Annotated in this window: 39 protein-coding genes and 1 pseudogene; 5 read left to right on the top strand and 35 right to left on the bottom strand. The window is 40.6% G+C overall.

Annotation, left to right across the window (positions count from 1 at the left end; translation table 11 throughout):
* Positions 1–24: 24 nt before the first annotated feature.
* The 3 genes from ACF8D3_RS02125 to ACF8D3_RS02115 all read left to right on the top strand — a co-directional run bounded on the left by ACF8D3_RS02125 (position 25) and on the right by ACF8D3_RS02115 (position 2616).
* Positions 25–801: an AraC family transcriptional regulator gene (locus ACF8D3_RS02125; protein WP_392469838.1), complete on the top strand. Its 777-nt coding sequence runs from the start codon at positions 25–27 to the stop codon at positions 799–801.
* A 113-nt stretch (positions 802–914) separates the two neighbouring features.
* Entirely contained in the window at positions 915–1802 is an 888-nt protein-coding gene (locus ACF8D3_RS02120) for a DMT family transporter (RefSeq protein WP_061397352.1), read from the top strand.
* 58 nt (positions 1803–1860) lie between these two features.
* Complete coding sequence (locus ACF8D3_RS02115; RefSeq protein WP_392469836.1) at positions 1861–2616, top strand: DUF2314 domain-containing protein; 756 nt, start codon at positions 1861–1863, stop codon at positions 2614–2616.
* Positions 2617–2701: 85 nt separating this feature from the next.
* On the opposite strand, the gene ACF8D3_RS02110 is transcribed toward ACF8D3_RS02115, so the two are convergent.
* The 6 genes from ACF8D3_RS02110 to ACF8D3_RS02085 form a co-directional block, all read right to left on the bottom strand.
* On the bottom strand, positions 2702–4912 hold the full coding sequence (locus tag ACF8D3_RS02110) for a TRAP transporter large permease subunit (protein WP_392469833.1): 2211 nt from the start codon (positions 4910–4912) through the stop codon (positions 2702–2704).
* Positions 4913–5096: 184 nt separating this feature from the next.
* Positions 5097–5672: a rhombosortase gene (gene rrtA, locus ACF8D3_RS02105; RefSeq protein ID WP_061517610.1), complete on the bottom strand. Its 576-nt coding sequence runs from the start codon at positions 5670–5672 to the stop codon at positions 5097–5099.
* Between the two features lie 91 nt (positions 5673–5763).
* Positions 5764–6846 (bottom strand): hypothetical protein, encoded by a 1083-nt coding sequence (locus tag ACF8D3_RS02100; RefSeq protein WP_019385419.1) that lies wholly within the window; start codon positions 6844–6846, stop codon positions 5764–5766.
* 357 nt (positions 6847–7203) lie between these two features.
* Positions 7204–7413, bottom strand: a complete 210-nt coding sequence (locus tag ACF8D3_RS02095; RefSeq protein ID WP_004877600.1) for a hypothetical protein — start codon at positions 7411–7413, stop codon at positions 7204–7206.
* Between the two features lie 208 nt (positions 7414–7621).
* On the bottom strand, positions 7622–8020 hold the full coding sequence (locus tag ACF8D3_RS02090; protein WP_392469830.1) for a hypothetical protein: 399 nt from the start codon (positions 8018–8020) through the stop codon (positions 7622–7624).
* A complete protein-coding gene (locus ACF8D3_RS02085) occupies positions 8007–8264 on the bottom strand; it encodes a succinate dehydrogenase assembly factor 2 (RefSeq protein WP_007481805.1) in 258 nt (85 codons plus the stop codon). The genes ACF8D3_RS02090 and ACF8D3_RS02085 overlap by 14 nt, the downstream gene beginning before the upstream one ends.
* 184 nt (positions 8265–8448) lie before the next feature.
* Here ACF8D3_RS02085 and ACF8D3_RS02080 point away from each other — a divergent pair, with 184 nt between their 5' ends.
* Positions 8449–9621, top strand: a complete 1173-nt coding sequence (locus ACF8D3_RS02080; protein WP_061397348.1) for an acyl-CoA dehydrogenase family protein — start codon at positions 8449–8451, stop codon at positions 9619–9621.
* Positions 9622–9673: 52 nt separating this feature from the next.
* Here ACF8D3_RS02080 and ACF8D3_RS02075 read toward each other — a convergent pair whose 3' ends face one another.
* Positions 9674–10174, bottom strand: coding sequence for a DUF2059 domain-containing protein (locus tag ACF8D3_RS02075; protein ID WP_023013758.1), 501 nt, complete (start codon positions 10172–10174; stop codon positions 9674–9676).
* Positions 10175–10298: 124 nt separating this feature from the next.
* Positions 10299–11792, bottom strand: a complete 1494-nt coding sequence (locus tag ACF8D3_RS02070) for an NAD(P)/FAD-dependent oxidoreductase (RefSeq protein WP_278396936.1) — start codon at positions 11790–11792, stop codon at positions 10299–10301.
* A gap of 391 nt (positions 11793–12183) precedes the next feature.
* Here ACF8D3_RS02070 and ACF8D3_RS02065 point away from each other — a divergent pair, with 391 nt between their 5' ends.
* Positions 12184–12720 (top strand): hypothetical protein, encoded by a 537-nt coding sequence (locus ACF8D3_RS02065; RefSeq protein WP_392469826.1) that lies wholly within the window; start codon positions 12184–12186, stop codon positions 12718–12720.
* Between the two features lie 131 nt (positions 12721–12851).
* Here ACF8D3_RS02065 and rplQ read toward each other — a convergent pair whose 3' ends face one another.
* From rplQ to rplC, 27 genes and pseudogenes are all read right to left on the bottom strand, one after another.
* Positions 12852–13217 carry a 50S ribosomal protein L17 gene (rplQ, locus tag ACF8D3_RS02060; RefSeq protein WP_004641032.1) on the bottom strand — a complete coding sequence of 122 codons (366 nt, stop codon included), beginning with the start codon at positions 13215–13217 and terminating at the stop codon, positions 12852–12854.
* Positions 13218–13235: 18 nt separating this feature from the next.
* Entirely contained in the window at positions 13236–14243 is a 1008-nt protein-coding gene (locus ACF8D3_RS02055; RefSeq protein ID WP_004657700.1) for a DNA-directed RNA polymerase subunit alpha, read from the bottom strand.
* A gap of 18 nt (positions 14244–14261) precedes the next feature.
* Positions 14262–14888: a 30S ribosomal protein S4 gene (rpsD, locus tag ACF8D3_RS02050; RefSeq protein ID WP_004877611.1), complete on the bottom strand. Its 627-nt coding sequence runs from the start codon at positions 14886–14888 to the stop codon at positions 14262–14264.
* 12 nt (positions 14889–14900) lie between these two features.
* Positions 14901–15287: a 30S ribosomal protein S11 gene (gene rpsK / locus ACF8D3_RS02045; RefSeq protein WP_001040166.1), complete on the bottom strand. Its 387-nt coding sequence runs from the start codon at positions 15285–15287 to the stop codon at positions 14901–14903.
* Between the two features lie 19 nt (positions 15288–15306).
* Complete coding sequence (rpsM, locus tag ACF8D3_RS02040) at positions 15307–15663, bottom strand: 30S ribosomal protein S13 (protein WP_000090815.1); 357 nt, start codon at positions 15661–15663, stop codon at positions 15307–15309.
* Positions 15664–15770: 107 nt separating this feature from the next.
* Positions 15771–15887, bottom strand: a complete 117-nt coding sequence (rpmJ, locus tag ACF8D3_RS02035) for a 50S ribosomal protein L36 (protein WP_000867907.1) — start codon at positions 15885–15887, stop codon at positions 15771–15773.
* Between the two features lie 21 nt (positions 15888–15908).
* Positions 15909–17228 (bottom strand): preprotein translocase subunit SecY, encoded by a 1320-nt coding sequence (gene secY, locus ACF8D3_RS02030; protein ID WP_171061810.1) that lies wholly within the window; start codon positions 17226–17228, stop codon positions 15909–15911.
* 45 nt (positions 17229–17273) lie between these two features.
* Complete coding sequence (rplO, locus tag ACF8D3_RS02025) at positions 17274–17714, bottom strand: 50S ribosomal protein L15 (protein WP_004877613.1); 441 nt, start codon at positions 17712–17714, stop codon at positions 17274–17276.
* A 3-nt stretch (positions 17715–17717) separates the two neighbouring features.
* Positions 17718–17894 carry a 50S ribosomal protein L30 gene (gene rpmD, locus ACF8D3_RS02020; RefSeq protein ID WP_000849088.1) on the bottom strand — a complete coding sequence of 59 codons (177 nt, stop codon included), beginning with the start codon at positions 17892–17894 and terminating at the stop codon, positions 17718–17720.
* 6 nt (positions 17895–17900) lie between these two features.
* Complete coding sequence (rpsE, locus tag ACF8D3_RS02015; RefSeq protein ID WP_004657688.1) at positions 17901–18398, bottom strand: 30S ribosomal protein S5; 498 nt, start codon at positions 18396–18398, stop codon at positions 17901–17903.
* A 2-nt stretch (positions 18399–18400) separates the two neighbouring features.
* The gene (gene rplR, locus ACF8D3_RS02010) at positions 18401–18751 is read right to left on the bottom strand and encodes a 50S ribosomal protein L18 (RefSeq protein WP_004641044.1); all 351 of its coding nucleotides are present in this window, start codon (positions 18749–18751) and stop codon (positions 18401–18403) included.
* A 14-nt stretch (positions 18752–18765) separates the two neighbouring features.
* Positions 18766–19299 (bottom strand): 50S ribosomal protein L6, encoded by a 534-nt coding sequence (rplF, locus tag ACF8D3_RS02005; RefSeq protein ID WP_392469823.1) that lies wholly within the window; start codon positions 19297–19299, stop codon positions 18766–18768.
* A 13-nt stretch (positions 19300–19312) separates the two neighbouring features.
* A complete protein-coding gene (rpsH, locus tag ACF8D3_RS02000) occupies positions 19313–19708 on the bottom strand; it encodes a 30S ribosomal protein S8 (RefSeq protein ID WP_007480533.1) in 396 nt (131 codons plus the stop codon).
* Between the two features lie 11 nt (positions 19709–19719).
* The gene (gene rpsN / locus ACF8D3_RS01995; protein ID WP_004877616.1) at positions 19720–20025 is read right to left on the bottom strand and encodes a 30S ribosomal protein S14; all 306 of its coding nucleotides are present in this window, start codon (positions 20023–20025) and stop codon (positions 19720–19722) included.
* Positions 20026–20034: 9 nt separating this feature from the next.
* Positions 20035–20571, bottom strand: a complete 537-nt coding sequence (rplE, locus tag ACF8D3_RS01990) for a 50S ribosomal protein L5 (RefSeq protein ID WP_004877617.1) — start codon at positions 20569–20571, stop codon at positions 20035–20037.
* Positions 20572–20586: 15 nt separating this feature from the next.
* Positions 20587–20904, bottom strand: a complete 318-nt coding sequence (rplX, locus tag ACF8D3_RS01985; RefSeq protein ID WP_004877618.1) for a 50S ribosomal protein L24 — start codon at positions 20902–20904, stop codon at positions 20587–20589.
* Positions 20905–20913: 9 nt separating this feature from the next.
* Entirely contained in the window at positions 20914–21282 is a 369-nt protein-coding gene (rplN, locus tag ACF8D3_RS01980; RefSeq protein ID WP_004657680.1) for a 50S ribosomal protein L14, read from the bottom strand.
* A 92-nt stretch (positions 21283–21374) separates the two neighbouring features.
* A complete protein-coding gene (rpsQ, locus tag ACF8D3_RS01975; protein WP_004641057.1) occupies positions 21375–21632 on the bottom strand; it encodes a 30S ribosomal protein S17 in 258 nt (85 codons plus the stop codon).
* Positions 21629–21826 carry a 50S ribosomal protein L29 gene (gene rpmC / locus ACF8D3_RS01970; protein WP_000849927.1) on the bottom strand — a complete coding sequence of 66 codons (198 nt, stop codon included), beginning with the start codon at positions 21824–21826 and terminating at the stop codon, positions 21629–21631. Before rpmC ends, rpsQ begins: the two co-directional genes overlap by 4 nt.
* Positions 21826–22239, bottom strand: coding sequence for a 50S ribosomal protein L16 (gene rplP, locus ACF8D3_RS01965; protein WP_004641059.1), 414 nt, complete (start codon positions 22237–22239; stop codon positions 21826–21828). Before rplP ends, rpmC begins: the two co-directional genes overlap by 1 nt.
* A pseudogene (rpsC, locus tag ACF8D3_RS01960) lies at positions 22179–22995 on the bottom strand (30S ribosomal protein S3). Before rpsC ends, rplP begins: the two are co-directional and overlap by 61 nt.
* Position 22996: 1 nt before the next feature.
* Positions 22997–23326: a 50S ribosomal protein L22 gene (rplV, locus tag ACF8D3_RS01955; RefSeq protein WP_004657676.1), complete on the bottom strand. Its 330-nt coding sequence runs from the start codon at positions 23324–23326 to the stop codon at positions 22997–22999.
* 11 nt (positions 23327–23337) lie between these two features.
* Positions 23338–23613, bottom strand: coding sequence for a 30S ribosomal protein S19 (gene rpsS, locus ACF8D3_RS01950; protein WP_004641066.1), 276 nt, complete (start codon positions 23611–23613; stop codon positions 23338–23340).
* Positions 23614–23626: 13 nt separating this feature from the next.
* On the bottom strand, positions 23627–24451 hold the full coding sequence (gene rplB / locus ACF8D3_RS01945; RefSeq protein ID WP_004657675.1) for a 50S ribosomal protein L2: 825 nt from the start codon (positions 24449–24451) through the stop codon (positions 23627–23629).
* Positions 24452–24462: 11 nt separating this feature from the next.
* Complete coding sequence (gene rplW, locus ACF8D3_RS01940) at positions 24463–24783, bottom strand: 50S ribosomal protein L23 (protein ID WP_004877633.1); 321 nt, start codon at positions 24781–24783, stop codon at positions 24463–24465.
* Positions 24780–25382 (bottom strand): 50S ribosomal protein L4, encoded by a 603-nt coding sequence (rplD, locus tag ACF8D3_RS01935; RefSeq protein ID WP_004877634.1) that lies wholly within the window; start codon positions 25380–25382, stop codon positions 24780–24782. The genes rplW and rplD overlap by 4 nt, the downstream gene beginning before the upstream one ends.
* An 11-nt stretch (positions 25383–25393) precedes the next feature.
* Positions 25394–26032 (bottom strand): 50S ribosomal protein L3, encoded by a 639-nt coding sequence (gene rplC / locus ACF8D3_RS01930; RefSeq protein WP_004678595.1) that lies wholly within the window; start codon positions 26030–26032, stop codon positions 25394–25396.
* Between the last annotated feature and the right edge of the window lie 40 nt (positions 26033–26072).

Here is a 26072-nt window from a genome sequence, read left to right as displayed (position 1 = left end):
AATCTAATCGTGGATATCCAATCTATGGGAAAGAATTTTCAACATGGTTTTTTAGATTATCCTGTCTACGCATTTTCTGAGAACTACCCTCATGGTCATGTCGAGGATTGGCATCATCATGATCGTATCCAAATGATCCATACGCTTTCAGGCGTAATTCGCATTCAAACAGATCAGGGCATCTGGATTACTCCACCTGGACGTGGGGTTTGGATTCCTGCCAACAAACCACATGCATTATTCAGTAGTGGCGACGTTAAAGCACGAGGTGTATTTATCTCTCCCTGCACCCGTGAAAATCTTGTCAACGAATGCCGTGTGATCGCCATCCCTGCTTTACTACGGGAGTTAATGAGCAGCGCCATGGAAATTCAAACCGCAATACAACCGAATAGTAGGAATCAAAGATTGCTTGAAATGATCTTGGATGAAATTGAATTACTACCAACACTCGCGTTTAACTTGCCTGAACCACAAAGTCAAAAGCTGAAATTATTATGCCAAGAAATCAAAGCGAACCTCAGTATCAATTGGAATTTGGAAGATACGGCGAACTACTTACATATGAGCAGTAAGACGCTTGCTCGACATTTCCAAAAAGAAACGAGTTTGCATTTTTCCCATTGGGTTCGACAAGCCAAATTAATGCAAGCGATGATAGATCTAGCAATGAATAAACCCATTTTGAATGTCGCCTTAGAGCTTGGTTATGATAGTCCAAGTGCGTTTAGTGCTATGTTTAAGCGAGAAACAGGCATGACACCAAGTGGCTATGCTTGTCAGTTTCCTACGACTCAATAAACAATGTGAAAACATTGATAAATACTTATTTCATCTTCTAAGAGCTAAATGAGATTTCTTTCAATGACTGAGCAGCTTAAAATGAACGCATTATCCAAATCTCCTCAAAGCATATGACGCTTATACAAACTAATCGTAATTTATTTCTAGCGATTGGTTGCCTAACGATTTCAGCACTCTTGTTCTCAGTCATGGGGATTTGCATTCGATATGCTTCACAAAGTGTCGATAATTACACGATTGTATTTTTCCGTAATTTAGTTGGATTAGTTCTTTTTCTACCATTTATTTTCAAACAAGGAATTCATTTTGTAAAAACGGAAAAGCTCTGGATGCATACATGGCGAAGCCTCATTGGCTTAGCAGCAATGTATGGCTTTTTCTATGCAATTGCACATCTAAAGCTTTCTAATGCTATGGTCTTTACCTACTCATCCCCCATCTTCATTCCGCTGATCGCATGGCTATTCCTAAAAGAAAAAATTACAACGGGGATGTTATGTGCAGCGGGCTTAGGCTTTATCGGTGTTTTTTGTGTGGCCAAACCTGATCAAGGATTATTGAACTGGATTTCGATTATTGGAATCGCATCGAGTTTATTTGCATCAATGGCTTTCGTTACGGTACGAGCACTGACCAAAACAGAACCACCCGAACGCATTGTTTTTTACTTCTGCCTTATCGGCTCGCTGATCTCAGTCATTCCCATGTTTTGGGTATGGCGTCCATATCATTTACATGAATTGTTTTTCCTGATTGCAGCAGGCGTACTTGCAAATGTGAGTCAGATTTTCATGTCTCATGCCTACCGCCTAGCACCTGCTGGACAGATTGCACCCGTCAATTATATGGCAATTATTTTCGCAGGGATTTGGGGATTTTTACTATGGAATGAAGTCCCTGACCTATATAGCATTACTGGTTTTTGCATTATTTTGTTGGCAATTTTATTATGTAGCCCACTTACACAAAGAGATAAGAAATGGCGTTTTAAACTTTAACAATACACTTCTCTTTTGAATAAACTTGCAACAATACAAATTAGGAAAATTCAAACTCATGAATATAAGAAATACCATTTTTGCAAGCGAATCTCCTGAAATGATTTCAGCCTTCAATAAAGCTCAAGAAACTTTTAAATACTTTTGGCGAGAGCTTTCTTGGGAATATCGCAGAATAATTCCTGCTTTTGATCTTGCTTATGTTAAATGTGCATTTATCCAAGAACACAGCGACTCATCTGATTCACCACTAGTTGAATATATGTGGATAAGCCAAATTGATTTTGATGGAACTACGATCTCTGGTCAGTTAATGAATCAACCAAACTATATCGACAATGTACAAGCTGGTGAAATTATAGAGCAACCATTTGAGACGATCGTCGACTGGATGTTTTTAACTCAAGATCAAGTTTATGGTGGCTTTACGATTCAAGAATATCGTAAACAATTAATTGATTCTGAGCGAAAAGAATATGATGCGTCATGGGGAATAAATTTTGGTGACCCCAACAATATCTTATTTGTCTATGATCAAGAGGAACATCCAGAAAACTTAATTGAACATCCCATGTGCGAAAAGATGTTAGATAGTTTTTTACACTTTATCCAAACCAATCCAACCGTAATTCATGAAAGAGATAATCGCGGTAATCAACTATTACACCGAGAAGCTATTGCGGGTAATTTCTTAATTATTCAAGCACTATTGCAACATAATCTAGATAAATCAGCACTGAATAACCAATCTATGACCGCCTCAGATCTAGCTCATAAAATGGGATGGGAAAATATTGCAAAATTATTAGCATAGCTTTCACCCACTTATAGTCATTCCTATTTTGATATACAGAAAAAAAAGCACCCGAAGGTGCTTTTTTAATAAGTCTCTCACTTAATTAGTGATACCAACCAAACAACTTAAAGAAGTAAGGAACATACGCAATAATCAAGATTGCAGGAACCATCACTAACAATGGGAAGATCCAACGTTCATAACGGTAGAAGAAAGATAAATGACGAACTTCTGCATCCGCTTCAGCGACTTCTGCATCACCAATCGCCTGCCTTGCCAATAAGTGGTTCAATGCAACTGGTGGAGTGATATAACCCAATTCGAACCCAACCAATGCAATCATCCAGAAGTGAACTGGATCAATACCGTATTGATATGCTACAGGCGCAACAGTTGCCGTAATCAAAATCACAGCACCAAATGGATCCATGATCATACCTACGAAAATCATTAGCATTACGATTAAGCTAATAACAACAAAGGTACTGCTAATATCTTTAGGGAAAGCTTCCATGATTTGGATATGCTCAAGGAAACCACCAACACTAACTGAAAGTGCCATCAAGATCACAAGCGCACCAATGTGCCCAACCGTTTCACTTGTCGCTAAATGCAATGCTTTACCAAACGAAACATTACGTTCTGGCTTGCGAGGGTCATCTTCAGGATTGATCTGAGGTGCAGGTTGCGTACCATCTACAGGTGCAGTATAGGTATTTAACGTACTATCCCAATGCCCTACTGGTGCTAATGGTGCAGGCTCTTTACGTAATTTATCAAACAACACCATCATTAATAAGATGATTGGCATCATCACTGGTGCTGTAAATTCATTTAAATCAGTCGCTAAAGCATGTTTGTAGAACAACCAGATTAAAACGAAAATTACGATATATGGAGATACTGGCACGAATGCACGTAAAGATTTTGGCAAAGCAATGTTAAGCGGTGCAATTCGGAATTTCTGCTCCGCAAAGATCAATGCAATGATCAAGAATAAAGTCGAGGTTAATAAGAAAGTGTATAAACCATATTGATAAAGTAAATCAGTCGTTACTTCTTTGTTCAATGAAGCAACCACGACAATCAATAAACATGGACGAAGTACAACACCCATCGAACCAGATAGTGCTGTCGCTGCTAAAGCAAATTGACGACGACCACCCGCATTCCATACTTCTTTATAAATAATTGCACCAGCCGCAATAACGAAAATACCAGATGCACCTGTGTAGGCTGTTGGTAATGCTGCTGCAATTAAGATTAACCAAGTTAATGTTTCAGGAGCCAAATTCCATGGACGTAGAATATTTAAGAATAAATCTACAATACGAGTTTGTTTCAGCAACATACCCGCCCAAATAAACAAGGCAAGATTCAAGAAGATGTTTGAGAACTCAACCAACTGACCAAGATAAATACCTTGCCCCATTGGGTAATCCATAAAAATGGTAAATGCAACACCGGTGATAATCGCCATATATGCATATAGCGGCACACTGAGGAATGCTAAACCAATGTTACCGCCCTCACGTGTTGGTGTTGGAGGCTTCGCTAACTGGAATAAACTAATTAAAGTTAAACAGCCAAATAGCACCATCCATAGCCAATAAATAATCTTCATTTCTGGAGACATTGGCACGCCAGAATTCATGACCGAATTATATTGGCTAATCACAGATGATGTAAGGAAACCATTACCGAGTAGCATCGCAACGCTGTAGACACGGAAATCTATTTTAGTCGCCGGACTACGTAAACCAATATGATGTGTTTTTAGGGTCGCACTGATTGCTGCGAAGACAACCATGATCACCAAAAATAATGCACGATTCTCAGTACCAAATTTAAAGATACCAAAGAAGCTCGTTTCAATTTTACGATAAGTACGGATACTCGGATGAGCCTCCATATGCTTCATAGCTTTATCATAGAACTGATACTTTTCATCACACTGCTCACGAGCAGCAATCAATGACGCACGTACATCAGCTTCAGATGCAACGCCAAACATACTTGCAAATTCATCAGCAGCATTGATTTTCATCTGCTCTTGAACTTGTGCATCGATATTCGGATGTCGATCACAGCTTGGCTTTTCTGGTTCAGCACGAAGAAATGAGTATTGCATTCCTGTATCAGGATCGCCATACAGACGCTCCCCCATACGCAATAATTGACCATGAATCATCTCACCTGTACCAATGACCAACGTCATTAGTAATAAAACGAGGATGACAAATGTCGATATCCACTCCGTCCAAATATAACTCAGTAGACCTAATCCAGACTTTTTCTCTTGATCATTTTGCATGTCTATTCCAATTTTTGTTAGCAACATCCATCCAAAGATGTTGATTCATGCGAAGTCCATGGTTGATAGATAAATGAATTTACCCTCTTGGTAACCAATCCCTTTTTCAAACCGCCTAAATTTGCAGCAAACTTTTTCAAAAAAGAATGACTACATTCACTTTTTTATTGGTTGTTTTTATCAATTAATCTGTTCTCTCTACCCTTTTAAACATTAAATAACTAAGTCCACATAACACACCACCGATCGCACCAATCAAATGCGCCTCAGTAAGTACAGGACTACCTATCAGCTGTGCCGTACCCGTTTGTCCAAAGGTATTTTCCCAAACTAGTTTTGCGGCAATAAGTAACAGCACTAAAATGGCAAACTTTCTTTCTTTCGGATATTGCAGATACACTAAACCAACTGCGGTATATAAACCATGTAATACACCTGAAAGCCCAGCATAAGCTTCAATATAAGGTAAATAGAAATAAAAAATGAGACTGATAAATGGCGGAAGTAACAGCAGTAATACACATAAATGCCAATTACGTGCATGGGGAAAGATAAATGGTAAACAAGCGAATGCCAACATATTCAAAAAGAAATGCATCCATCCCACATGTACCCAATGCGCGGTCCACAATCGCCAAAACTCAGCGAGTAAACTCGGTCTCCAGTAAATAAAAAGATCGGGAAAAACCTGAAGACATGCTGATACTGAAACACATACCGCGATCAAAATGACTTTCCCTATCCATATTTGATCTTTCATTTACGTCCCCCTCTTCTAAAACAGACCTTTTACGATTTAAAAATAATAAAGCACTTCATTTTTAATGTTGTAAAAGGTCGTTTAATTCAGGTTACTGAGCTGGTTGCTCTTCAGCTGGTGCAGATGCTTCATCTCCACCACCATCGAATAAATCATCGAGTTCAGAAGAAGTTTCTGGCTGATCATCCCAGAACGTTGATAAACCTTCTCGTGTCGATCTTACACCCGTATTTTCTGTCCAATAACGATCAGCAATACCACGAACCATTAAACCAGCCATTTTATCAATCAATCTAAATTGAGGATTAGCAGGTTTATCATCTCCCGTTGCAGCAGCGTATGAACGGAATGCATCACGAAGTTTGGCGTCATCACCACTTGCTTGTGCTGCAACTGCATACAAAGCATGCGCTAAACGGACACCTTTCTTCTCACCAATAGCCATCGACTCTTTCAGCGTCGCATACGGTTCTGGCTTACCGTCACCGGCACCTGGCAATAATGTCCAAATGACCGCACGGGTTGCCATTGGAGCACCCCAGAATTTTTCATTATCTAGACAAACCATGCCGCGCTCAACAATACCTGCAATATCTTTAGGAACGTTAATCGCACCGCCTGAGTTAATATCATTGGTCATTGCTTGCAAACCATTAATCATACCGAGCAAATAAACAGTTTGATCAAGGTCGTTGCGCATGGTTGGGCAAGAGTCACCTAATTTATAATTGTATTTTGCTTCCCAACGATTGGCAAAAAGCTTATAACTTGCATATTGACGTTCAGCAGCAATACCAGCCCAGCGTTTTTGCTCAACTCGAGCATCCTGAGCTTCGGTCACTTGACCAGCTTTAGCTGCACGTAAATAGCGTAATTCAGCTTCAAGTGCTTCATTTTCAGCACAAATACCCGCAGCGGTATATAACAATACCGCCATACGGGTCGGGTCTGCACCCATATCTTTTGTTGACATAATTGCAGGGGTTAAAGCATTCCCTGAATTACACACCATTTCAGCATCATCCATCGCTAAAATTGGTGGAACAATATGATTTTCACTAAAACCTAATGCAACATTCGCCCCTGTTTTTATCACATACGAACATCCAGATAACATTGATGTTGTAAGCAAAGCAACCGCCACACCCTTTCCCATTTTGTGGAGCTTAGACATTCTTCCTGTCCTCTTTAATTTGTTTTTCCTTTTAGATGTACATTATCAGATGCAATACTTGAATTAAAGAGTAATTGCTCTAATTTTAACATGGACATTTTGACACAATTCACAGATAAGCGAATTGACATAGAATTCAGAATACATAAATTTCAGGCAAAAAAAAGTAGCATTGCGACGGTTCAGCACATGCTACTTATTAACTGGTTAAAACGTGAAACTCTTTATCTTTTAGTTTTTATCAAAAATAATCCTTGAGTAATGTTCCAGCTCTTCCTACAACAATCGCCATAACGACTGCAATTACTAGAAACATCCACATTGAAATCTCCATAGAGACCTCCTACACTTTTGTATCTACTTTTGATAGATACCAGATCGACGTTCATCATCAGCATTCACGGGATTGTGATATATTGATGACACCTTCAATCTCTTTCTCTTGGTCACTACAACATGATGCTGCTGTGATTCAAGAAGTTCCCTGAGTAAAGTTCCTGCTCTTCCTATAACGATTGCAAGAATAGTTGCAATCACCAGAAACGACCATGTTGGAATTTCCATCATCTTAGGACCTCCACCACACTTTACGTTGGTGTTTGTACTTTAACGAAAATGAACTCAGGTTAAAGGCTGAATTGTCTGACAATCCATATTTTCAGTATTTTTTAGAGTATTTAATCTAACAATTCAAAGTAAAAAGATGAAATAAATATATAACCAACTGAAAAATATTATTTTAATAAAAATATACAACTGTAGAATTGTCGAACAATTATGCTAGTTTTACGAGTATTTTCAGGTTTTTCCAGTGAAAATAGGATAATTGATCCCACCAAATGATTAAATTTTTATGCTGTGGATCAGAAAAATAGATCACGATGTAGCAATGATGATCAATTATTTTAAGAATTTCCCGCTGTTGAATATCTAAATTTTGATCAGAAAATTCGACTGACCATAAATTTTTTTCTAAATTCTCGATCTTTTTAATTTGAGATTGTTTAAAAAATAGTGCCCACGCACCACACATGAAAAGAAAACTGATAAAGAAAAATAAAGGTTTTAATAATAGATAAGATAAAAAGTTGATTCCAAGAAAAATCAAAAGTTGCAATACAATCGAAAACCGACTGTATCGCAACTCAAAAACACGCTGATTAGCCGTGTACATTATGTTTTAATTTTAAGATAAATTCTTTTAGCTCAGTTCGAGGAGGATTACCGACTTCCATAAACCAATCAAGCAAATCTGGATCTTCTTGATCTACCAACTCAGCAAATAAAGCTTTTTCAGCAGGCTCAGCACTCAAATAGCAATTCTTCACATAAGGGTCGAAATACACATCAATTTCTTTTAACCCACGACGAGCACGGTAAATTACCTTACGTTCTTCTAACGTCATTTCATCAGACATCTTATGTTCCGCTATGCAACTATTTGTGCATAGTGTACCCGATCGCACTATAACTTTCGTCAACATTTTTCCTAAGTGACCAAATACATCAATCAAATTGAGCATTGATCACATTGTTCAATATTTTCGATTTCTTGTATGGTGATGATGATTTTTAATCCATAAACTAGGGAAAAAATAACAAATGCAATCAGGTGCTATTCGTCCAATTCCAAACATGTTACCACGCAAGCTTTTTACATCTGATCATGAAGCATTTCGTGAAACTGTACGTAAATTCTATGAAAAAGAAGTTGTTCCAAATATTGAAAAATACGAGAAACAACAACATGTTGACCGTGACTTATGGAATAAAGCTGGCGAACTTGGTCTGTTATGTACCACTATGCCTGAACAATATGGTGGATCAGGCGTAGATCGTCTTTACAGTATGATTTTGATCGAAGAACAAGCCTATGCAATGGATTCAAGCACAGGTTTCTCGCTCCATTCAGACATTGTTGCGAACTATATCAACAACTTTGGTAATGAAGAACAAAAGCAAGATTGGTTGCCAAAAATGGCAACAGGTGAAACTGTAACTGCAATTGCCATGACGGAACCTGGTACAGGTTCTGATCTACAAGCCGTCCGCACGACTGCCGTACTTGATGGTGATGAATATGTAATCAATGGTTCTAAAATCTTTATTACCAATGGCTATCTTTGCGATATGGCAATTGTCGTCTGTAAAACAGGCAACACAGAGAAAGGTTCAGCAAATCTTTCTTTAATCATTGTAGAGGCTGATCGTGCTGGTTTTAGTAAAGGAAAACCTTTAAATAAAATCGGAATGAAAGGTCAAGATACTTGCGAACTGTTCTTTGACAATGTTCGTGTACCTAAAGAAAATCTGCTTGGTATGGAAGGCATGGGCTTCATGATGCTGATGAAAGAACTTGCTTGGGAACGTATGTTAGTTGCGATTATTTGCCAAGCAGGTGCTGAAGCAGCTTTTGCACATACTGTTCAATACACTAAAGATCGTAAAGCATTCGGCAAACCAATCGGTACATTCCAAAATACACGCTTTAAATTAGCTGAGTTACGTACAGAAATCGATTTTTGTCGTACTTATTTAGATCGTTGTATGGAACTACAACTCGAAGAAAGTTTAGGTGTTGATGCCGCCGCAGCAGCTAAATATAAGATTTCAGATATGTTCTCAAAAGTTGTAGATGACTGCTTACAACTACACGGTGGCTATGGTTATATGCTTGAGTATCCAATTGCTCGCGCATATATCGATAATCGCGCCAACCGTATTTATGCTGGTACCAATGAGATCATGAAAGAACTCATTTCTCGTACTCTATAAAACTAAACAACATAAAAAAAGGGATCATCATTATGATCCCTTTTTTGATTGATTATTTCTGTTCAGCTTTTTCTACCGCAGCTACTGGTGCTGGGTTCATACGAGCCATCAACTGTTTTACGGTAGGATTCTCAACATGTTCTTGCATGGTAGTGTTTAAAGCATTACGAGCATTTTGCGTTGTGAAATGAGCAACCTCTCCTCCAATTTCACTTGCTTTCTTTGCCCAAGCCTTCCCTTCATTTGACTGATAAAAGTTTAAAGCGGCTTGTAACTCTTTCTGGCTAAACGTTTCCACATAACGCTGAACAATAAATTGTTTACGTTGTTCACTATTTAAGTTTTTAGTTAAATCAGTGAAAAAATCAGCTGGCATATCTTTTGGTAAGCGCATACGAATTTGTTCAAGAATCATTTTATCCGTATTTTCAAGTCCTTGTTCAGTACCATCAACCGAAACTAACTTCTCAGCAATTGCTGTCTTTTGTTTAACATCATCAGCATAACTGAATGTACTAAGTAAGATAGTCCCCAAAATGATGATTTTTCTCATCGTATTATCCCTAATATGAATTTTCTAATGTGCTCAATATACGCGATATTTCTAAGATTTAAACCCTGAGCACAAATAAAAAACCCTATGCTATGCATAGGGTTTCAAATCATTCAAGCAAAAATTATGATACTAATTTTGGCTTACGGTTTGTTGCTTGCTCACCGCGCTTATGGAATTCTAAAACACCATCATTAAACTTAGCATCTTTTAACTCCTTACGATCCGCAAGGTAATTATTTGTGATCTTCCAAGGTGCTTGCTTACCTTGTTTTGGCATCACATCCGCTGCGCGAGCGATATAACCAGATGACATTTTACCCATGATTGTGTCATTTTCACGCTGCGAAGGATCGGCGTGTGCAATCACCTCATCAAAACCATTTTTATCCATATGATTAATCAAACGGCAAATATAATCAGCAGCAATATCAACCTTCAAAGTCCATGACGCATTGATATAACCAATGATCATTGCCATATTAGGCACATCGCTTACCATAACGCCTTGATAAAGCATATGTTGAGATGTATTCATTGGTTTACCATCGATTGAACCTTGCACACCACCTAAAATCTGAATCTCTAAACCAGTTGCTGAAATCACAATATCAGCCTCTAAATGTTTACCAGATTTTAATTGAATACCATTTGCGGTAAATTTCTCGATTTGATCTGTCTCCACACTTGCCTGACCTTCACGCAATGCTTTGAATAAATCACCATCTGGCACAACACATAAACGTTGATCCCAAGGATTGTAGCTTGGAGTAAAGTGTTTCATATCGACTTTACCTTTCAACTGCAACTCAATGCCTTTCAACAATAAACGACGTACAGTTTTTGGATACTTTTGTGCTAGTGCATAAATACCGCGTTGCATACCAATATTACGTGCACGAGTAAATTTATAAGCCGTTTCTTCAGACATAAATTTACGTGTTTTTTCATAAATAAAGTCGATAGAAGGAATCGTCGCAATATACGTTGGCGAACGTTGTAACATCGTCACATGCCCTGCACCACCTTTGACCATAGAAGGTACAAGGGTAATTGCAGTTGCACCACTGCCGATGATCACAACTTTTTTACCTGTGTAATCTAAATTTTCTGGCCAGTGCTGTGGATGAATAAACTGACCTTTGAAATCTTCTTGTTTCGGGAACTTAGGTGCATAACCTTGATCGTAGTTATAGTACCCTGTACAACCCATTACGAAGTTTGCAGACCACGTTTGTTTTTTCTTGTTGTTATCTTCGATCTCAACTAACCATTTTTTCTTTGTAGAATCATAGTTCGCAGAAAGTACACGATGACCAAAGTGAATTTTATCTTTTAACTGATTTTCGCTAATGACATCACTTAAGTAGCCTTTGATCTCAGCGCCACTTGCCAATACTTTGTCTTTTGCCCATGGCTTGAAGTTAAAACCAAACGTTGACATATCAGAATCTGAACGAATACCAGGATAGCGGAATAAATCCCAAGTTCCACCAAAGCTTTCACGACGCTCTAAGATTTCAAATTTGCGTTGTGGACAGTTTTTAGAGAGATGCACAGCTAACCCAATTCCAGAGATACCTGCACCAATAATCAATACATCAACTTGCTTTTCCATTTTTTTTATACCCTGTATAAACCATGACTTTATTAAAGCACAAATTTGACAATACACAATGTCAAGTTTAGTCATTCATCGGTTTTTTCATATCACTTCGGGACATTTTTAGAAAAAGAGAGTGTAAAAAATCCTGAGATTTTTGCTTGGATTTGCAATTTATTAAAGGATCAGAGTTTAAGAAAAAATCATTTTCTCCGTATAACCAAAAAACTTAATTTAAGTAATATGTGTAAAGCATGAAAAATATGTTAACCCCAATGAATGTATAAATAATTTGTTAAAAAATTTTGATGTAAATAGAAAGCTCAATACACTCACATACAAAGTATCGAGTTAACCTTTAGCAATCATAATTTTATAAAACAAGCTGTTAATAGAGTATAAGCAATTGATTCCAAATTTATCTGCCGAAATCATACCTGCAAAATCTGCTGCTGGAATTAACTTAGGATTAGATTTCAACACTTTTAGAGCAATATCCGATTATCAAATCATTCATGATTATAATGAATCTGAAAACGTCTATTATGAGAAAGATAAGTGGCTGATTTTATATCGGAATTTAATACTACCATGGGAAGAGTCCATTAATGAAATATGTTGTTATTGGAATAAAACTGTCACTCTAACATTCAATGCAGATACCAAAAAATTAGAATTCATCTATGTAGCGAAGGGGTATCAAGGAAAATTATTAGGCTTACTAGGAATAGGTGATAGATTGGATTCGGTCAAAAACCAATATAATTTTTATTTTGAAGGTGACAGGCACTATCTTGAATATACAGAAGATAGCAGTCAAGCTGGTGAAATTATTCCTGTGGAGATTGAAACAAACTATAGAACAGCATACTCAGCAGAACATTCAGATCAGTTCATTGAAGCTTTCTTAATCTACTTGCCCCCTAGTGAAAGAAATCATTGAAACCTAATTAAGTCATTTAAATAGACCATACAGCCCTTTTAAATATCACTTCGCACAATATCCTAGCAATAAAAAAGGTCGGTTATTACACCGACCTTTTTGAACAACTGAGCTGCTCTTGTATAGAAGTATTATTTTACTTCACGATCTACAAGTTCAACGTAAGCCATCGGTGCAGCATCACCTGCACGGAAGCCCGCTTTAAGAACACGTAGATAACCGCCGTTACGCTCTTTGTAACGAGGGCCAAGAACGGTAAATAATTTACCAACAGTTGCTGCAGAACGAGTACGAGCAAACGCTAAACGACGGTTTGCTACTGTATCGTTTTTAGCTAAAGTGATTAAAGGCTCAGCAACGCGGCGAAGTTCTTTCGCTTTAGGCAAAGTTGTTTTAATTAACTCATGCTCAACTAAAGCATTAGTTAAATTTTGGAACAATGCCTTACGGTGGCTGCTTGTACGGCCTAATTTCACACCACTATTACGATGACGCATGGTGATAGTCCTACTTAATTAACGGCTACGATAGGCAAATCGGTCATCCATACGGAGACTAGCTGGTGGCCAGTTCTCTAAACGCATGCCGAGTTGTAAACCTTTCGATGCCAAAACATCTTTGATCTCTGTTAACGATTTTTTACCTAAGTTAGGAGTTTTTAACAACTCAACTTCAGTACGTTGAACAAGATCACCAATGTAGTAAATATTTTCTGCCTTCAAACAGTTAGCAGAACGAACAGTAAGCTCGAGATCATCTACTGGACGAAGCAAAATTGGGTCAACTTCTTCGCGAGGTTCTTGAGCAACAGGAGTTTGATCTTTCTGAAGGTCAACAAAGATTGCAATTTGTTGTTGCAAGATTGTTGCCGCTTTGCGGATTGCTTCTTCAGGATCAACAGTTCCGTTAGTCTCAAGATCGATCACTAACTTATCAAGATCGGTACGTTGTTCTACACGAGCATTTTCTACTGTATAAGAAACACGCTTGATCGGGCTATATGAAGCATCTAACTGTAAACGACCTACTGGACGTGTTTCACCTTCTGGGAAGCGTGAGTCAGATGTTTCATAACCACGACCTTGAGCAACTTTAAGGCGCATTTTTAATGAACCAGTTGAACTCAAAGTACCAATTAAATGATCAGGATTAACCACTTCAACATTATGAGGTAAACGAAGATCAGCAGCTGTTACATCACCTGCGCCTTGTTTCTCTAATGTTAAATATGCTTCATTTTGATCGAACAGCTTAATAGACAATCCTTTTAGGTTCAGCAAGAGCTCGACGATGTCCTGCTGCAAGCCTTCTAAAGTACTGTACTCGTGCTCGACACCTTCTATTTCTACTTCAACCACAGCAGCGCCAGGTAAAGAAGACAATAGAATGCGACGTAAAGCATTGCCTAGAGTATGACCAAAGCCACGCTCCAAAGGTTCCAGAATCACTTTTGCCGAGGTCCCGCTCACCGCTTCGACCTTGATCGCTTGCGGAGTTAGAAACTCGTTTGCAGTACGCGTCATTTATTGCTACCTCAAGGATTATTTAGAATACAATTCTACAATCAAGCTTTCGTTGATTTCAGCAGGTAAATCAGAACGATCTGGTGCAGCTTTGAACGTACCTTCTAACTTAGAATGGTCAACTTCCATCCAAGCTGGGGTACCACGTTGAGCAGCTAACTCAATTGCATTTTTAATACGCAATTGTTGCTTAGCACCTTCATGAACTGCAATTACATCGCCCGCTTTAACTTGAATAGACGCAATGTTTACACGACGACCATTTAAAGTAATAGAACGGTGACTTACTAACTGGCGAGCTTCTGCACGTGTAGAACCAAAACCCATGCGATAAACTACGTTATCAAGGCGGCTTTCAAGCAATTTCAACAAGTTCTCACCTGTTGCGCCTTTAACACGAGCTGCTTCTTTATAGTAATTACTAAATTGACGCTCTAACACACCGTACATACGACGTACTTTTTGTTTTTCACGTAATTGTAGTGAGTACTCAGATTGCTTACCACCGCGTGCCTGACCATGTTGACCAGGTGCTTTGTTAGCTTTTTTAGTTTTGACGTCAAATGGTTTAACGCCAGATTTAAGTTGCAGGTCTGTCCCTTCGCGGCGAGAGAGTTTGCATTTTGGACCAATATAACGAGCCATGAATGTTTCTCCTTACACGCGACGTTTTTTAGGTGGACGGCAACCGTTGTGAGGAATTGGAGTCACATCGGTAATGCTGTTAATCTTATAACCCACTGCGCCTAATGCACGAACCGCAGACTCACGACCTGGACCAGGACCTTTTACAAGGACGTCTAGGTTTTTCAAACCGTAATCTAAAGCTGCTTTACCAGCAACTTCAGCAGCTACCTGAGCAGCGAACGGAGTTGATTTACGTGAACCACGGAAGCCTTGTCCACCTGAGGTAGCCCAAGCCAATGCATTACCTTGACGATCGGTAATCGTTACAATGGTGTTATTAAAAGACGCGTGAATGTGTGCAACACCTTCAGAGACGGTACGAGTGACCTTCTTGCGTGTGCGAGTATCTTTAGCCATCTTTTAGCTTCCAGAAATCTTACTTTTTAATCGGTTTGCGCGGACCTTTACGGGTACGTGCGTTAGTTTTGGTGCGTTGTCCGCGAACAGGCAAGCTGCGACGATGACGAAGACCGCGGTAGCAGCCTAAATCCATTAAACGTTTAATGTTCATGGAAATTTCGCGACGTAAATCACCTTCGGTCGGAACCTTAGCAACTTCTGCACGAATCGCATCAAGCTGAGCATCATCTAATTCACGAATCTTTGTAGTTTCAGTGATACCTACAGCAGCTAAGATATTCTTAGCAGTGTGGCGACCGATACCAAAAATATACGTGAGAGAGATAACAGCATGCTTGTTATCCGGAATGTTTACACCGGCAATACGAGCCATTCAATTTTCTCCAAAAAGGCAGTTAAGATAATCAACCGCCCCACAAAAATCTTGAGGGGCGGATAATAACCTAATTAGCCTACTGAAATCAACAGGTCTTAATTAAATTAACCTTGACGCTGCTTATGACGAGGTTCTGCGCTACAAATTACGCGAATAACCCCATTACGACGGATAACTTTACAGCTACCACAAATTTTCTTTACAGAAGCTTGTACTTTCATGATGAAAACCTCTAAGTGCGCTTATCCCTGAGGATGAGCAGTCGTTTTTCTCATTAACGTTTGATTATCATATTGATGCGAAGTTAAGTGCGCTTGAAGTTGCGCCATAAAGTCCATCACTACAACAACTACGATCAGCAACGATGTTCCACCCAAATGGAATGGAATACCGAATGAACTTTGTAGAATCATTGGCATTAAACATACAACAGTGATGTAAATTGCACCAATAAACGTCAAACGGTTAAGAATATGATCTAAATAACGAGCCGTTTGCTCACCTGGGCGGATACCAGGCACATAAGCTCCACTGCGCTTTAAATTCTCTGATACTTCTTTCGGACTAAAAACAAGTGCCGTATAAAAATAACAGAAGAAAATAATTAACGCGCCAAAGAGCATTAAATATAACGGCTGTCCAGGCGATAATACCAATGCCAAGTCTTGCAGACTACGTTTTACAATCCCTGCATTTGGATCAGCACTACCTAACCATTGACCCAAGCTCGCTGGAAATAATAACAATGAGCTTGCGAAAATCGCAGGAATAACACCTGCCATATTAATCTTTAATGGCAAATGTGTTTGCTGTGCAGTAAATACACGACGACCTTGTTGTTTCTGAGCATAGTTTACTGGAATACGACGCTGTGCTTTTTCAATAAACACGATCGCAGCTAAAACAGCTAGTGATAATAAACCAAATACTGCTAAACCAATTAAACTACCTTGACCATTCTGCACTGATGTAAATGACTGAATCACCAAGTTTGGCAAACCAGCAACAATACCTGCAAAAATGATCATTGAGATCCCGTTACCAACACCACGTTCGGTAATCTGTTCACCCAACCACATCAAAAACATTGTGCCTGCAACTAAAGAAGTTACAGCTGGAATATAAAATGCAAGGCCTGAGGTTAAGGTAATACCTTGACTGATCAAGCCTGCACACATCCCTACACCTTGCACAAGTGCAAGTAGCAAAGTGCCGTAGCGTGTGTATTGATTGATTTTACGTTTGCCTTGCTCGCCTTCTTTTTTCAAAGCTTCCAGCGAAGGAACTACCGTAGACATTAACTGCACGATAATCGATGCAGAAATGTAAGGCATGATACCAAGCGCTAGAATCGACATACGTTCTAATGCACCGCCAGAGAACATGTTAAATAAACCTAAGAAGGTACCTTCATTAGCTTTAAAAAACCGTGCTAGCGCTACATTATCAATACCCGGCAACGGAATATGCGCTCCTAGTCGAAAGACCAACAACGCGCCAATCAAGAACATTAATCGGCGGATAATTTCACGATATTTCACATGAAATGGCTGACCTTTCATCATGTTAACATGACCTGAAGAACTAGGAGTCATAGACACTCGAGATTACTCCTCGACTTTACCGCCAGCAGCTTCAACAGCTGCTTTAGCGCCTTTAGTCAACGCAACACCTTGTACAGTGAATGCACGAGTGATTTCACCAGAAAGCACGATGCGAGCACGAATTTGGTCACGACGAACAACATTCGCAGCTTTTAAAGTTTCAAGGCTAACTACGTCGCCTTCAACTTTATTTAACTCAGACAAGCGTACTTCAGCAGTTTTCAAAGCGATTTGGCTAGTGAAGCCGAATTTAGGTAAACGACGATATAACGCTGTTTGACCACCTTCAAAGCCTGGACGAGTACCACCACTTTTACGTGAGTTTTGACCTTTGATACCACGACCACCAGTCTTACCAACGCCAGAACCGATACCACGGCCTAGACGACGGTTTTCACGCTTTGCACCTTCTGCAGGTGAAAGTTCATTTAAACGCAGAGTCATGGCTTATTCCTCTACACTAACCATATAGTAAACTTTGTTGATCATACCACGGTTAGAAGGCGTATCTTGCACTTCTACAGTATGACCAATACGACGCAGACCTAGACCTTGTAAGCAAAGTTTATGATTTTTTAAACGATGCGAAGAAGATTTAGTCTGGGTAACTTTAATCGTTTTCATGATTGATTACCCTTGAATTTGTTCTACTGAAAGACCACGTTTCGCAGCGACTTTCTCAGGAGAAGTCATATCACGCAAACCTTTAAAAGTTGCGTTTACTACGTTAGCAGCATTAGTAGAACCATAACATTTAGCAAGTACGTTATGTACACCTGCAGCTTCAAGAACAGCACGCATTGCGCCACCAGCGATTACGCCAGTACCTTCTGAAGCAGGTTGCATGTATACACGGCTTGCACCATGACGAGCATTCACAGGGTGTTGTAAAGTAGTACCCGCGAGGTCTACAGTAATCATGTTACGACGAGCAGCTTCAAGTGCTTTAGAAATAGCAGCTGGAACTTCACGTGCTTTACCACGACCAAAACCTACACGACCGTTACCATCGCCCACAACAGTTAATGCTGTGAAAGAGAAAATACGACCACCTTTAACAACCTTGGCTACACGATCAACGGCAACCAGCTTTTCAACGAGACCTTCGTTTTGTTCAACTTTCGCCATGATTAGAACTCCAAGCCGCCTTCACGAGCAGCATCAGCCAAGGCTTTGATACGACCATGATATTTAAAACCAGAACGGTCAAATGCAACTTTAGTAACACCAGCTGCTTTAGCACGTTCTGCGATCAAAGCACCAACTTTCGTCGCAGCTTCAACATTACCAGTAGTACCACTACGTAAAGATGCATCCAAAGTAGAAGCTTGCGCTAAAACTTTGCCACCATCTGCTGAAATAACTTGAGCATAGATGTGACGCGGCGTGCGGTTTACACACAAACGAGTCGCACCCAATGCACGAATGTGCAAGCGTGTGCTTTTCGCACGACGCAAACGGGTTTGTTTCTTTTCGTTCATAAGAACCTCGCGCCTTATTTCTTCTTAGCTTCTTTACGAAGAATAACTTCATCCGAATAACGAACACCTTTACCTTTATATGGTTCAGGAGAACGGTATGCACGGATTTCCGCTGCCACTTGACCTAACAACTGCTTGTTTGCCGATTTCAAAATGATTTCAGTTGCAGTTGGAGTTTCCGCTGTTACACCTTCAGGTAAAGCGTAGTCAATTGGGTGTGAGTAACCGAGTGCAAGGTTCACAACAGAACCTTTAACTGCAGCTTTATAACCAACACCAACGAGCTGTAACTTACGTTCGAAGCCTTCACTAACACCTTTTACAAGGTTATTCAATACAGCGCGAGCAGTACCAGCTTGCATCCAAGCGTCTTTCGACTCTTTAGCTGGAGCAAGTTGAAGTTTACCTTCTTCCTGTTTTAGCTCGACCAGCGCATGCAGGTTGAAAGACAATGTACCTTTGCTGCCTTTCACTTCGACCTGCCGGCCGTTCTGAGTAACTGTTACACCATTAGGTACAGCTACTGGGGCTTTAGCCACACGAGACATGAGGAATCACCTATTAAGAAACAAAAGCAATAACTTCACCACCGATGCCCGCAGCACGTGCAGCGCGATCAGTCATGATGCCTTTGCTTGTAGAAACAATTGCAACGCCTAAACCTTGCTTAACGCTAGGAAGTTTATCTTTACCACGGTATTGGCGAAGACCTGGACGGCTTACGCGCTTAACCATTTCGATAACTGGCTTGCCTTCGAAATATTTTAACGTAATAGTCAAAGTAGATTTAGTGTCTTCTTGAGCCACTTCTACATTTGAAATATAACCTTCTTGTTGAAGTACGTTTGCAATTGCAACTTTCAACTTAGAAGAAGGCATAGAAACAGTTTGTTTCTTTGCCATTTGTGCGTTACGAACACGTGTTAACATGTCGGCAACGGTATCTTGCATACTCATTTAGTCGCTCCTTACCAGCTTGCCTTAACAACGCCTGGTACATCACCCTGCATTACTGTGTCACGTAATTTGTTACGGCTTAAACCGAACTTACGGAAGTAACCATGAGGACGACCAGTTAAACCACAGCGGTTACGAAGACGTACTGGAGATGCATTACGTGGCAATGCTTGTAACTTTAACATCGCTTCGAAACGTTCTTCGTCACTTGCGTTTACATTTGCAATAACAGCTTTTAATTCAGCACGTTTTGCAGCGTATTTTGCAACTGTCTTTTCGCGTTTCAATTCGCGATTAATCATACCTTTCTTAGCCATATCGACCTCTTATTTGAACGGGAAGCCGAATGCACGCATAAGCGCACGGCCTTCGTCATCGCTACGAGCAGTTGTCGTGATCGTGATGTCTAAACCACGGATACGATCAATTTTGTCAAAATCGATTTCAGGGAAAACGATTTGCTCTTTTAAACCCATAGAGTAGTTACCACGACCATCAAATGATTTCGCAGAGAAACCACGGAAGTCACGGATACGAGGGATTGCGATCGAGATCAAACGATCCAAGAATTCGTACATTTGGTCGCCGCGTAAAGTTACTTTACAACCGATCGGCCAACCATCACGGATTTTGAAACCTGCGATTGATTTACGAGCAAGAGTCACAACTGGTTTTTGACCAGCAATGAGTTGCATGTCAGCAACAGCGCCATCTAATAATTTCTTATCAGTTGCAGCTGCGCCTACACCCATGTTAAGGGTGATTTTAGTGATGCGTGGAATATCCATCACGTTCTTAACGCCAAGTTCTTCTTTTAACTTCGCTTTAAGTTCGTCATTGTAACGTGCTTTAAGTCTGGCCATTGCCTTTTCAACCTATTACTTCGCTGCCGCCACTGATTCACCATTTGATTTATAAACACGAGTTTTCGCGCCATCAATCACTTGGTAACCAACACGGTCAGCCTTTTGGGTTGTAGCATTAAAAATTGCCACGTTTGAGATATGAAGCGTAGCCTCTTGAGTAACGATACCGCCTTCAGCGCCAGTTACACGGTTTGGCTTTTGGTGCTTCTTCACTAAGTTAAGACCTTCGACCTTAACTCGATCTTCAGAAACAGACAAAACAGTACCCTGTTTGCCTTTTTCTTTACCTGCGATCACGATTACTTGATCGCCTTTTTTAATCTTAGCCATGATTGCCTCTTATAGAACTTCAGGAGCCAATGAAATGATTTTCATGAACTGTTCAGTACGAAGTTCACGAGTCACTGGTCCGAAGATACGAGTAGCAATCGGAGCTTTGTTGTTATTCAAAATAACAGCTGCGTTATCGTCGAAACGAATAACTGAACCATCTGGACGACGGATGCCGAATTTTGTACGAACAACTACAGCATTCATCACGTCACCTTTTTTAACACGTGCGCGTGGGATTGCTTCTTTTACAGTAACTTTAATAATGTCGCCAACAGAAGCATAACGACGATGTGAACCACCAAGTACTTTAATACATTGTACGCGGCGTGCACCACTGTTGTCTGCTACGTCGAGCATACTTTCGGTTTGAATCATTGCCCTACTCCAAAACCGAGCATCACCGGTCACAATTTCGAAAGGCTCAAAGAGTACTCGAAATTGTCCGATGATGCAACAAGAACGTCTAATTACTCAGCAGCAGCTTCAACTACTTCCACTAAAGTCCAAGCTTTAGTTTTAGAAATTGGGCGGCTTTCTTTGATGGTCACTAAGTCGCCAGTTTTAGCAACATTGTTCTCATCGTGAGCGTGTAATTTAGTTGAACGGCGGATTGATTTGCCATACAACGGGTGTTGAACGCGGCGTTCAATAAGCACAACAATAGACTTGTCCATTTTGTCGCTTACGACTTTGCCGGTTAACGTGCGGACTGTTTTTTCACTCATTGTCCGTTCCCCTGTTTTTCGGTAAGGAGTGTCTTGATACGAGCAATTGTCTTACGAGCAATTTGCACTTCATGCGATTTGCCTAATTGACCAGTTGCTTTCGCCATACGAAGACGGAATTGGTTAAGCTGTTGCTCATCAAGCAAAGCCTTCAACTCTTCTACCGATTTTTCACGTAGATCTTTAGTTTTCATTACATTACCGTCCGAGTCACGATAGTGGTTTTAAACGGAAGTTTAGCAGCAGCTAAAGCAAATGCTTCACGCGCTAACTCATCGTTAACACCTTCAATTTCGTACAGGATCTTACCTGGCTGGATCTGACAAACCCAGTATTCCACGCTACCTTTACCTTTACCCATACGAACTTCTAATGGTTTTTCGGTAATTGGTTTGTCCGGGAATACGCGGATGAAGATTTTACCACCACGCTTAATACGACGGCTGATGGTACGACGGCAAGCTTCAATCTGACGAGCAGTCATACGACCACGTTCAGTTGCTTTAATTGCAATCGAACCAAATGATACTGTACTACCACGATGCGCTAGACCAGTGTTACGGCCTTTGTGCACTTTACGGAATTTGGTACGTTTAGGTTGCAACATGGATTATTCTCCCTTGTCAGCAGCACGGTCATTGCGACGACCACGACGCTCTTGACCTTCACCACGACCACGACCACGTTTAGCTGGACGCTCTTCAGCAGGAGCAGGGTTCATGACTTGTTTCATGCCACCTAAGATCTCGCCACGGAAAATCCAAACTTTAACACCGATCGTACCGTAAGTAGTTTCTGCACGGAAAGTAGAGTAGTCGATATCCGCACGAAGTGTATGCAAAGGTACACGACCTTCACGATACCATTCAGTACGAGCGATCTCTGCACCACCTAAACGGCCAGAAACTTCAACTTTGATACCTTTAGCGCCAGCACGCATCGTGTTTTGAACCGCACGCTTCATAGCACGACGGAACATAACACGCTTTTCTAATTGAGAAGCAATTGCTTCAGCAACTAAACGAGCGTCTAAGTCAGGGCGATCGATTTCGTTGATGCTAACTTGCGCAGGAACACCCATAATGTTAGTGAGTTCGCGCTGTAATTTTTCAATGTCTTCGCCTTTTTTACCGATAACGATACCAGGACGAGCAGTGCTAATCGTTACTTTAGCAGCGCCAGTAGGACGTTCGATAAGAATATTGCTTACCATCGCGTTCTTAAGTTTTTTAGTTAAAAACTCACGAACTTGAAGATCTTTAAGCAAGTATTCAGCGTATTGTTTCGGATTCGCATACCAGTTAGCGTTATGGCGTTTCACAACACCTAGGCGGATACCGATTGGATGAACCTTCTGACCCATATCAAACCCCTACCTTAACGGTGATGTGACAAGTACGCTTAGTAATACGATCTGCACGGCCTTTAGCACGTGGCATGATACGTTTAAGGCTCATGCCTTCATCAACGTAAATCGTAGTTACTTTAAGGTCATCAACATCTAAGCTGTTGTTGTGTTCAGCATTCGCGATTGCAGATTCAAGTGCTTTTTTAACAAGCACAGCTGCTTTCTTGTTGCTGAAGTTTAAAATGTCTATCGCACGTGCAACCGACTTACCACGGATCAAATCAGCAACTAAACGTGCTTTTTGTGCCGAGATAGCGGCACCGCGTAATTTAGCAGTTACTTCCATCATAGCACCTATTAACGTTTAGACTTCTTATCAACACCGTGACCACGATAGGTACGAGTTGGCGCGAATTCACCCAATTTATGACCAACCATGTGCTCAGTAACAATTACTGGAACGTGGTTACGGCCATTGTGAACAGAAATTGTTAAACCAACAAAGTCTGGAAGGATCATTGAACGACGTGACCATGTTTTGATCGGCTTACGGTTGTTAGCAGCAATCGCAGCTTCAACCTTAGCGAACAAATGCGCGTCGACGAATGGACCTTTTTTTAATGAACGAGGCATTATTCAGATTCCCTTACTTGACGCGACGGTCGCGAATAATCATCTTAGTCGTACGCTTGTTGGTACGTGTCTTGTACCCTTTAGCTTTTTGACCCCATGGACTTACAGGTTGAATACCTTTACTACGTCCTTCACCACCACCGTGCGGGTGATCTACCGGGTTCATCGCCATACCACGAACGGTAGGACGAACACCACGCCAGCGCGCAGCACCAGCTTTACCCAATGAACGAAGGTTGCTTTCTTGGTTAGAAACTTCACCAATTACAGCACGACATTCAACGTGAACTTTACGCATTTCACCAGAACGTAAACGAACGATAGCGTAAGAACCATCACGACCCAACAATTGAACTGAAGTACCAGCAGAACGTGCTAATTGAGCACCTTTACCGATTTTAAGTTCAAGATTGTGAAGTGTAGAACCAATTGGCATGTTACGAAGTGGTAAGCAGTTACCTGGACGAATTGGAGCATCGTTACCAGATTGAACTTTATCACCAGCACGTAAGCCTTTCGGCGCAATGATGTAACGACGTTCACCGTCAGCATATTTCAACAAAGCAATATGAGCTGTACGGTTAGGATCGTATTCGATGCGCTCAACAGTCGCTGGAATACCATCTTTGTTACGTTTGAAATCTACGATACGGTAGTTTTGCTTATGACCACCACCCACGTGACGTGTAGTGATGTGACCATTGTTATTACGACCACCAGTACGTTTTTTAGCTTCTACCAACGGTGCATAAGGAGCGCCTTTGTGAAGGTGGTCATGAACCACTTTCTCTACAAAGCGACGTCCTGGAGACGTTGGCTTACATTTTTGAATAGGCATAGTTTTCGTCCTTATTCCGCTGCGTTTTCAGCGGTATCGCCCAAGTCAGCCATTTCAACATCTTGGCCAGCTTTCAGGGTGACGTATGCTTTTTTAACATCAGAACGACGTCCTAATGTACGACCAAAGCGTTTTGTTTTACCTTTAGTGATCGTTGTATTTACTTTAACAACTTCAACACCGAAGAGTTGCTCAACTGCTTTTTTGATTTCAAGTTTGTTTGCATTTAATGCAACTTTAAATACTTGAACACCAGCAGTATCACCTAAAACTTGCGCTTTTTCTGAGAATACTGGTCCTTGTAGGACTTGATATAAACGTTCGTTGTTCATCCGAGTTCTACCTCAATTTTCTTAGCAGCAGCTACAGACATGACAACTTTATCGAATGCGATCAAGCTAACAGGATCAATTGCAGTTGCATCAACCACATCAACGTGTGGAATGTTGCGCGCTGCAAGATACAAGTTCTCATCTACAGCATCTGTAACGATCAATGCACGAGTTGCATTCAAGTCGTTCAATTTAGCAAGCAATTCTTTAGTCTTAGGAGCTGCAACAGCAAACTCTTCAACTAATACAAGACGATCTTGGCGAACAAGTTCAGCTAAGATACATTGCATTGCACCGCGGTACATCTTACGGTTTACTTTTTGAGACCAATCTTGTGGACGAGCAGCAAAAGTTTTACCACCACCAACCCAGATCGGGCTACGAATAGAACCCGCACGAGCGCGACCAGTACCTTTTTGACGGAATGGCTTCTTACCACCACCAGAAACGTCTGCACGTGATTTTTGAGCACGAGTACCTTGACGACCACCAGCTAAGTAAGCTGTAACAACTTGGTGTACAAGAGCTTCGTTAAATTCACGACCAAAAGCAACTTCTGATAATTCAACCGCAGCGCCAGAAACAGTTTTTAAATTCATTCTATTTCACCTTACGCTTTGATGGTAGGACGTACAATCACGTCACCATTCGTTGCACCAGGGATTGCACCTTTAACAACTAAAACAGAACGTTCAGCGTCAATAGATACGATTTCAAGACCTTGAACTGTTACGCGTTCATCACCTAAGTGACCAGCCATTTTCTTGCCTTTGAACACGCGACCAGGTGTTTGGTTTTGACCTGTAGAACCTAATACACGGTGAGATACAGAGTTACCATGAGTAGCATCTTGCGTACGGAAGTTCCAACGCTTAACACCACCTTGGAAGCCTTTACCTTTAGACTGACCAGTTACGTCAACAATTTGACCAACTGTAAACAAGTCAACACCGATAGAACCACCAACTTCACGGCCTTCAAGCTCAGCTTCAGTAACACGGAACTCTTTAACTAAACGACCAGCAGCAACACCCGCTTTAGCGAAGTGACCTTTCTGAGCGTTAGTTACGCGCGATTCGCGACGTTCACCAGTAGTTACTTGAATTGCTTGATAACCATCAGTCTCAAGTGTTTTGATTTGCGTAATGCGGTTTGGATCGACTTCGATAACTGTAACAGGTACAGATACACCAGCATCTGTAAAGACGCGAGTCATACCACATTTGCGACCGACTAAACCAATAGCCATGTGCATAAACCTCTAATAAAGCGGCCTAATTAACTTAAAC

Origin of the sequence: Acinetobacter sp. YQ_14, assembly GCF_043102985.1 — a bacterium.
GTDB lineage: Bacteria > Pseudomonadota > Gammaproteobacteria > Pseudomonadales > Moraxellaceae > Acinetobacter > Acinetobacter venetianus.
The sequence above is the reverse complement of the archived record's forward strand: the minus strand, read 5'-3'. Positions and strand labels throughout refer to the sequence as shown.

Bases quoted from the DNA above. Each gene is read 5' to 3' on its own strand.
- rplO (WP_004877613.1), bottom strand. From the start codon at position 17,714: ATGACTCTGCGTTTAAATGAACTTTCACCTGCAGAAGGTGCAAAGCGT.
- rplF (WP_392469823.1), bottom strand. From the start codon at position 19,299: ATGTCTCGTGTGGCTAAAGCCCCAGTAGCTGTACCTAATGGTGTAACA.
- rplN (WP_004657680.1), bottom strand. From the start codon at position 21,282: ATGATTCAAACCGAAAGTATGCTCGACGTAGCAGACAACAGTGGTGCA.
- rplR (WP_004641044.1), bottom strand. From the start codon at position 18,751: ATGAACGAAAAGAAACAAACCCGTTTGCGTCGTGCGAAAAGCACACGC.
- rplP (WP_004641059.1), bottom strand. From the start codon at position 22,239: ATGTTGCAACCTAAACGTACCAAATTCCGTAAAGTGCACAAAGGCCGT.
- rpsQ (WP_004641057.1), bottom strand. From the start codon at position 21,632: ATGAGTGAAAAAACAGTCCGCACGTTAACCGGCAAAGTCGTAAGCGAC.
- rrtA (WP_061517610.1), bottom strand. From the start codon at position 5,672: ATGAAAGATCAAATATGGATAGGGAAAGTCATTTTGATCGCGGTATGT.
- ACF8D3_RS02075 (WP_023013758.1), bottom strand. From the start codon at position 10,174: ATGAGAAAAATCATCATTTTGGGGACTATCTTACTTAGTACATTCAGT.
- ACF8D3_RS02115 (WP_392469836.1), top strand. From the start codon at position 1,861: ATGAATATAAGAAATACCATTTTTGCAAGCGAATCTCCTGAAATGATT.
- ACF8D3_RS02125 (WP_392469838.1), top strand. From the start codon at position 25: ATGGGAAAGAATTTTCAACATGGTTTTTTAGATTATCCTGTCTACGCA.
- ACF8D3_RS02100 (WP_019385419.1), bottom strand. From the start codon at position 6,846: ATGTCTAAGCTCCACAAAATGGGAAAGGGTGTGGCGGTTGCTTTGCTT.
- rpsK (WP_001040166.1), bottom strand. From the start codon at position 15,287: ATGGCTAAAGATACTCGCACACGCAAGAAGGTCACTCGTACCGTCTCT.
- ACF8D3_RS02090 (WP_392469830.1), bottom strand. From the start codon at position 8,020: ATGTACACGGCTAATCAGCGTGTTTTTGAGTTGCGATACAGTCGGTTT.
- ACF8D3_RS02095 (WP_004877600.1), bottom strand. From the start codon at position 7,413: ATGATGGAAATTCCAACATGGTCGTTTCTGGTGATTGCAACTATTCTT.
- rplC (WP_004678595.1), bottom strand. From the start codon at position 26,032: ATGGCTATTGGTTTAGTCGGTCGCAAATGTGGTATGACTCGCGTCTTT.
- rpsD (WP_004877611.1), bottom strand. From the start codon at position 14,888: ATGGCTCGTTATATTGGTCCAAAATGCAAACTCTCTCGCCGCGAAGGG.
- rpsH (WP_007480533.1), bottom strand. From the start codon at position 19,708: ATGAGTATGCAAGATACCGTTGCCGACATGTTAACACGTGTTCGTAAC.
- rpmC (WP_000849927.1), bottom strand. From the start codon at position 21,826: ATGAAAACTAAAGATCTACGTGAAAAATCGGTAGAAGAGTTGAAGGCT.
- rplV (WP_004657676.1), bottom strand. From the start codon at position 23,326: ATGGAAGTAACTGCTAAATTACGCGGTGCCGCTATCTCGGCACAAAAA.
- rplX (WP_004877618.1), bottom strand. From the start codon at position 20,904: ATGGCTAAGATTAAAAAAGGCGATCAAGTAATCGTGATCGCAGGTAAA.
- rplD (WP_004877634.1), bottom strand. From the start codon at position 25,382: ATGAATTTAAAAACTGTTTCTGGCGCTGCGGTTGAATTATCAGAAGTT.
- rpsN (WP_004877616.1), bottom strand. From the start codon at position 20,025: ATGGCTAAGAAAGGTATGATTAATCGCGAATTGAAACGCGAAAAGACA.
- ACF8D3_RS02110 (WP_392469833.1), bottom strand. From the start codon at position 4,912: ATGCAAAATGATCAAGAGAAAAAGTCTGGATTAGGTCTACTGAGTTAT.
- secY (WP_171061810.1), bottom strand. From the start codon at position 17,228: ATGAAAGGTCAGCCATTTCATGTGAAATATCGTGAAATTATCCGCCGA.
- rplE (WP_004877617.1), bottom strand. From the start codon at position 20,571: ATGGCCAGACTTAAAGCACGTTACAATGACGAACTTAAAGCGAAGTTA.
- ACF8D3_RS02070 (WP_278396936.1), bottom strand. From the start codon at position 11,792: ATGGAAAAGCAAGTTGATGTATTGATTATTGGTGCAGGTATCTCTGGA.
- rplB (WP_004657675.1), bottom strand. From the start codon at position 24,451: ATGCCTATTCAAAAATGTAAGCCAACGTCTCCAGGACGTCGCTTTGTA.
- rplW (WP_004877633.1), bottom strand. From the start codon at position 24,783: ATGAACAACGAACGTTTATATCAAGTCCTACAAGGACCAGTATTCTCA.
- ACF8D3_RS02120 (WP_061397352.1), top strand. From the start codon at position 915: ATGACGCTTATACAAACTAATCGTAATTTATTTCTAGCGATTGGTTGC.
- rpmJ (WP_000867907.1), bottom strand. From the start codon at position 15,887: ATGAAAGTACAAGCTTCTGTAAAGAAAATTTGTGGTAGCTGTAAAGTT.
- rpmD (WP_000849088.1), bottom strand. From the start codon at position 17,894: ATGAAAACGATTAAAGTTACCCAGACTAAATCTTCTTCGCATCGTTTA.
- rpsE (WP_004657688.1), bottom strand. From the start codon at position 18,398: ATGGCGAAAGTTGAACAAAACGAAGGTCTCGTTGAAAAGCTGGTTGCC.
- ACF8D3_RS02080 (WP_061397348.1), top strand. From the start codon at position 8,449: ATGCAATCAGGTGCTATTCGTCCAATTCCAAACATGTTACCACGCAAG.
- rpsS (WP_004641066.1), bottom strand. From the start codon at position 23,613: ATGCCTCGTTCATTAAAAAAAGGTCCATTCGTCGACGCGCATTTGTTC.
- rplQ (WP_004641032.1), bottom strand. From the start codon at position 13,217: ATGCGTCATCGTAATAGTGGTGTGAAATTAGGCCGTACAAGCAGCCAC.
- ACF8D3_RS02085 (WP_007481805.1), bottom strand. From the start codon at position 8,264: ATGTCTGATGAAATGACGTTAGAAGAACGTAAGGTAATTTACCGTGCT.
- ACF8D3_RS02055 (WP_004657700.1), bottom strand. From the start codon at position 14,243: ATGACGCGTACTGCAAACGAGTTTCTAACTCCGCAAGCGATCAAGGTC.
- rpsM (WP_000090815.1), bottom strand. From the start codon at position 15,663: ATGGCTCGTATTGCCGGTGTAAACATTCCGGATAACAAGCATGCTGTT.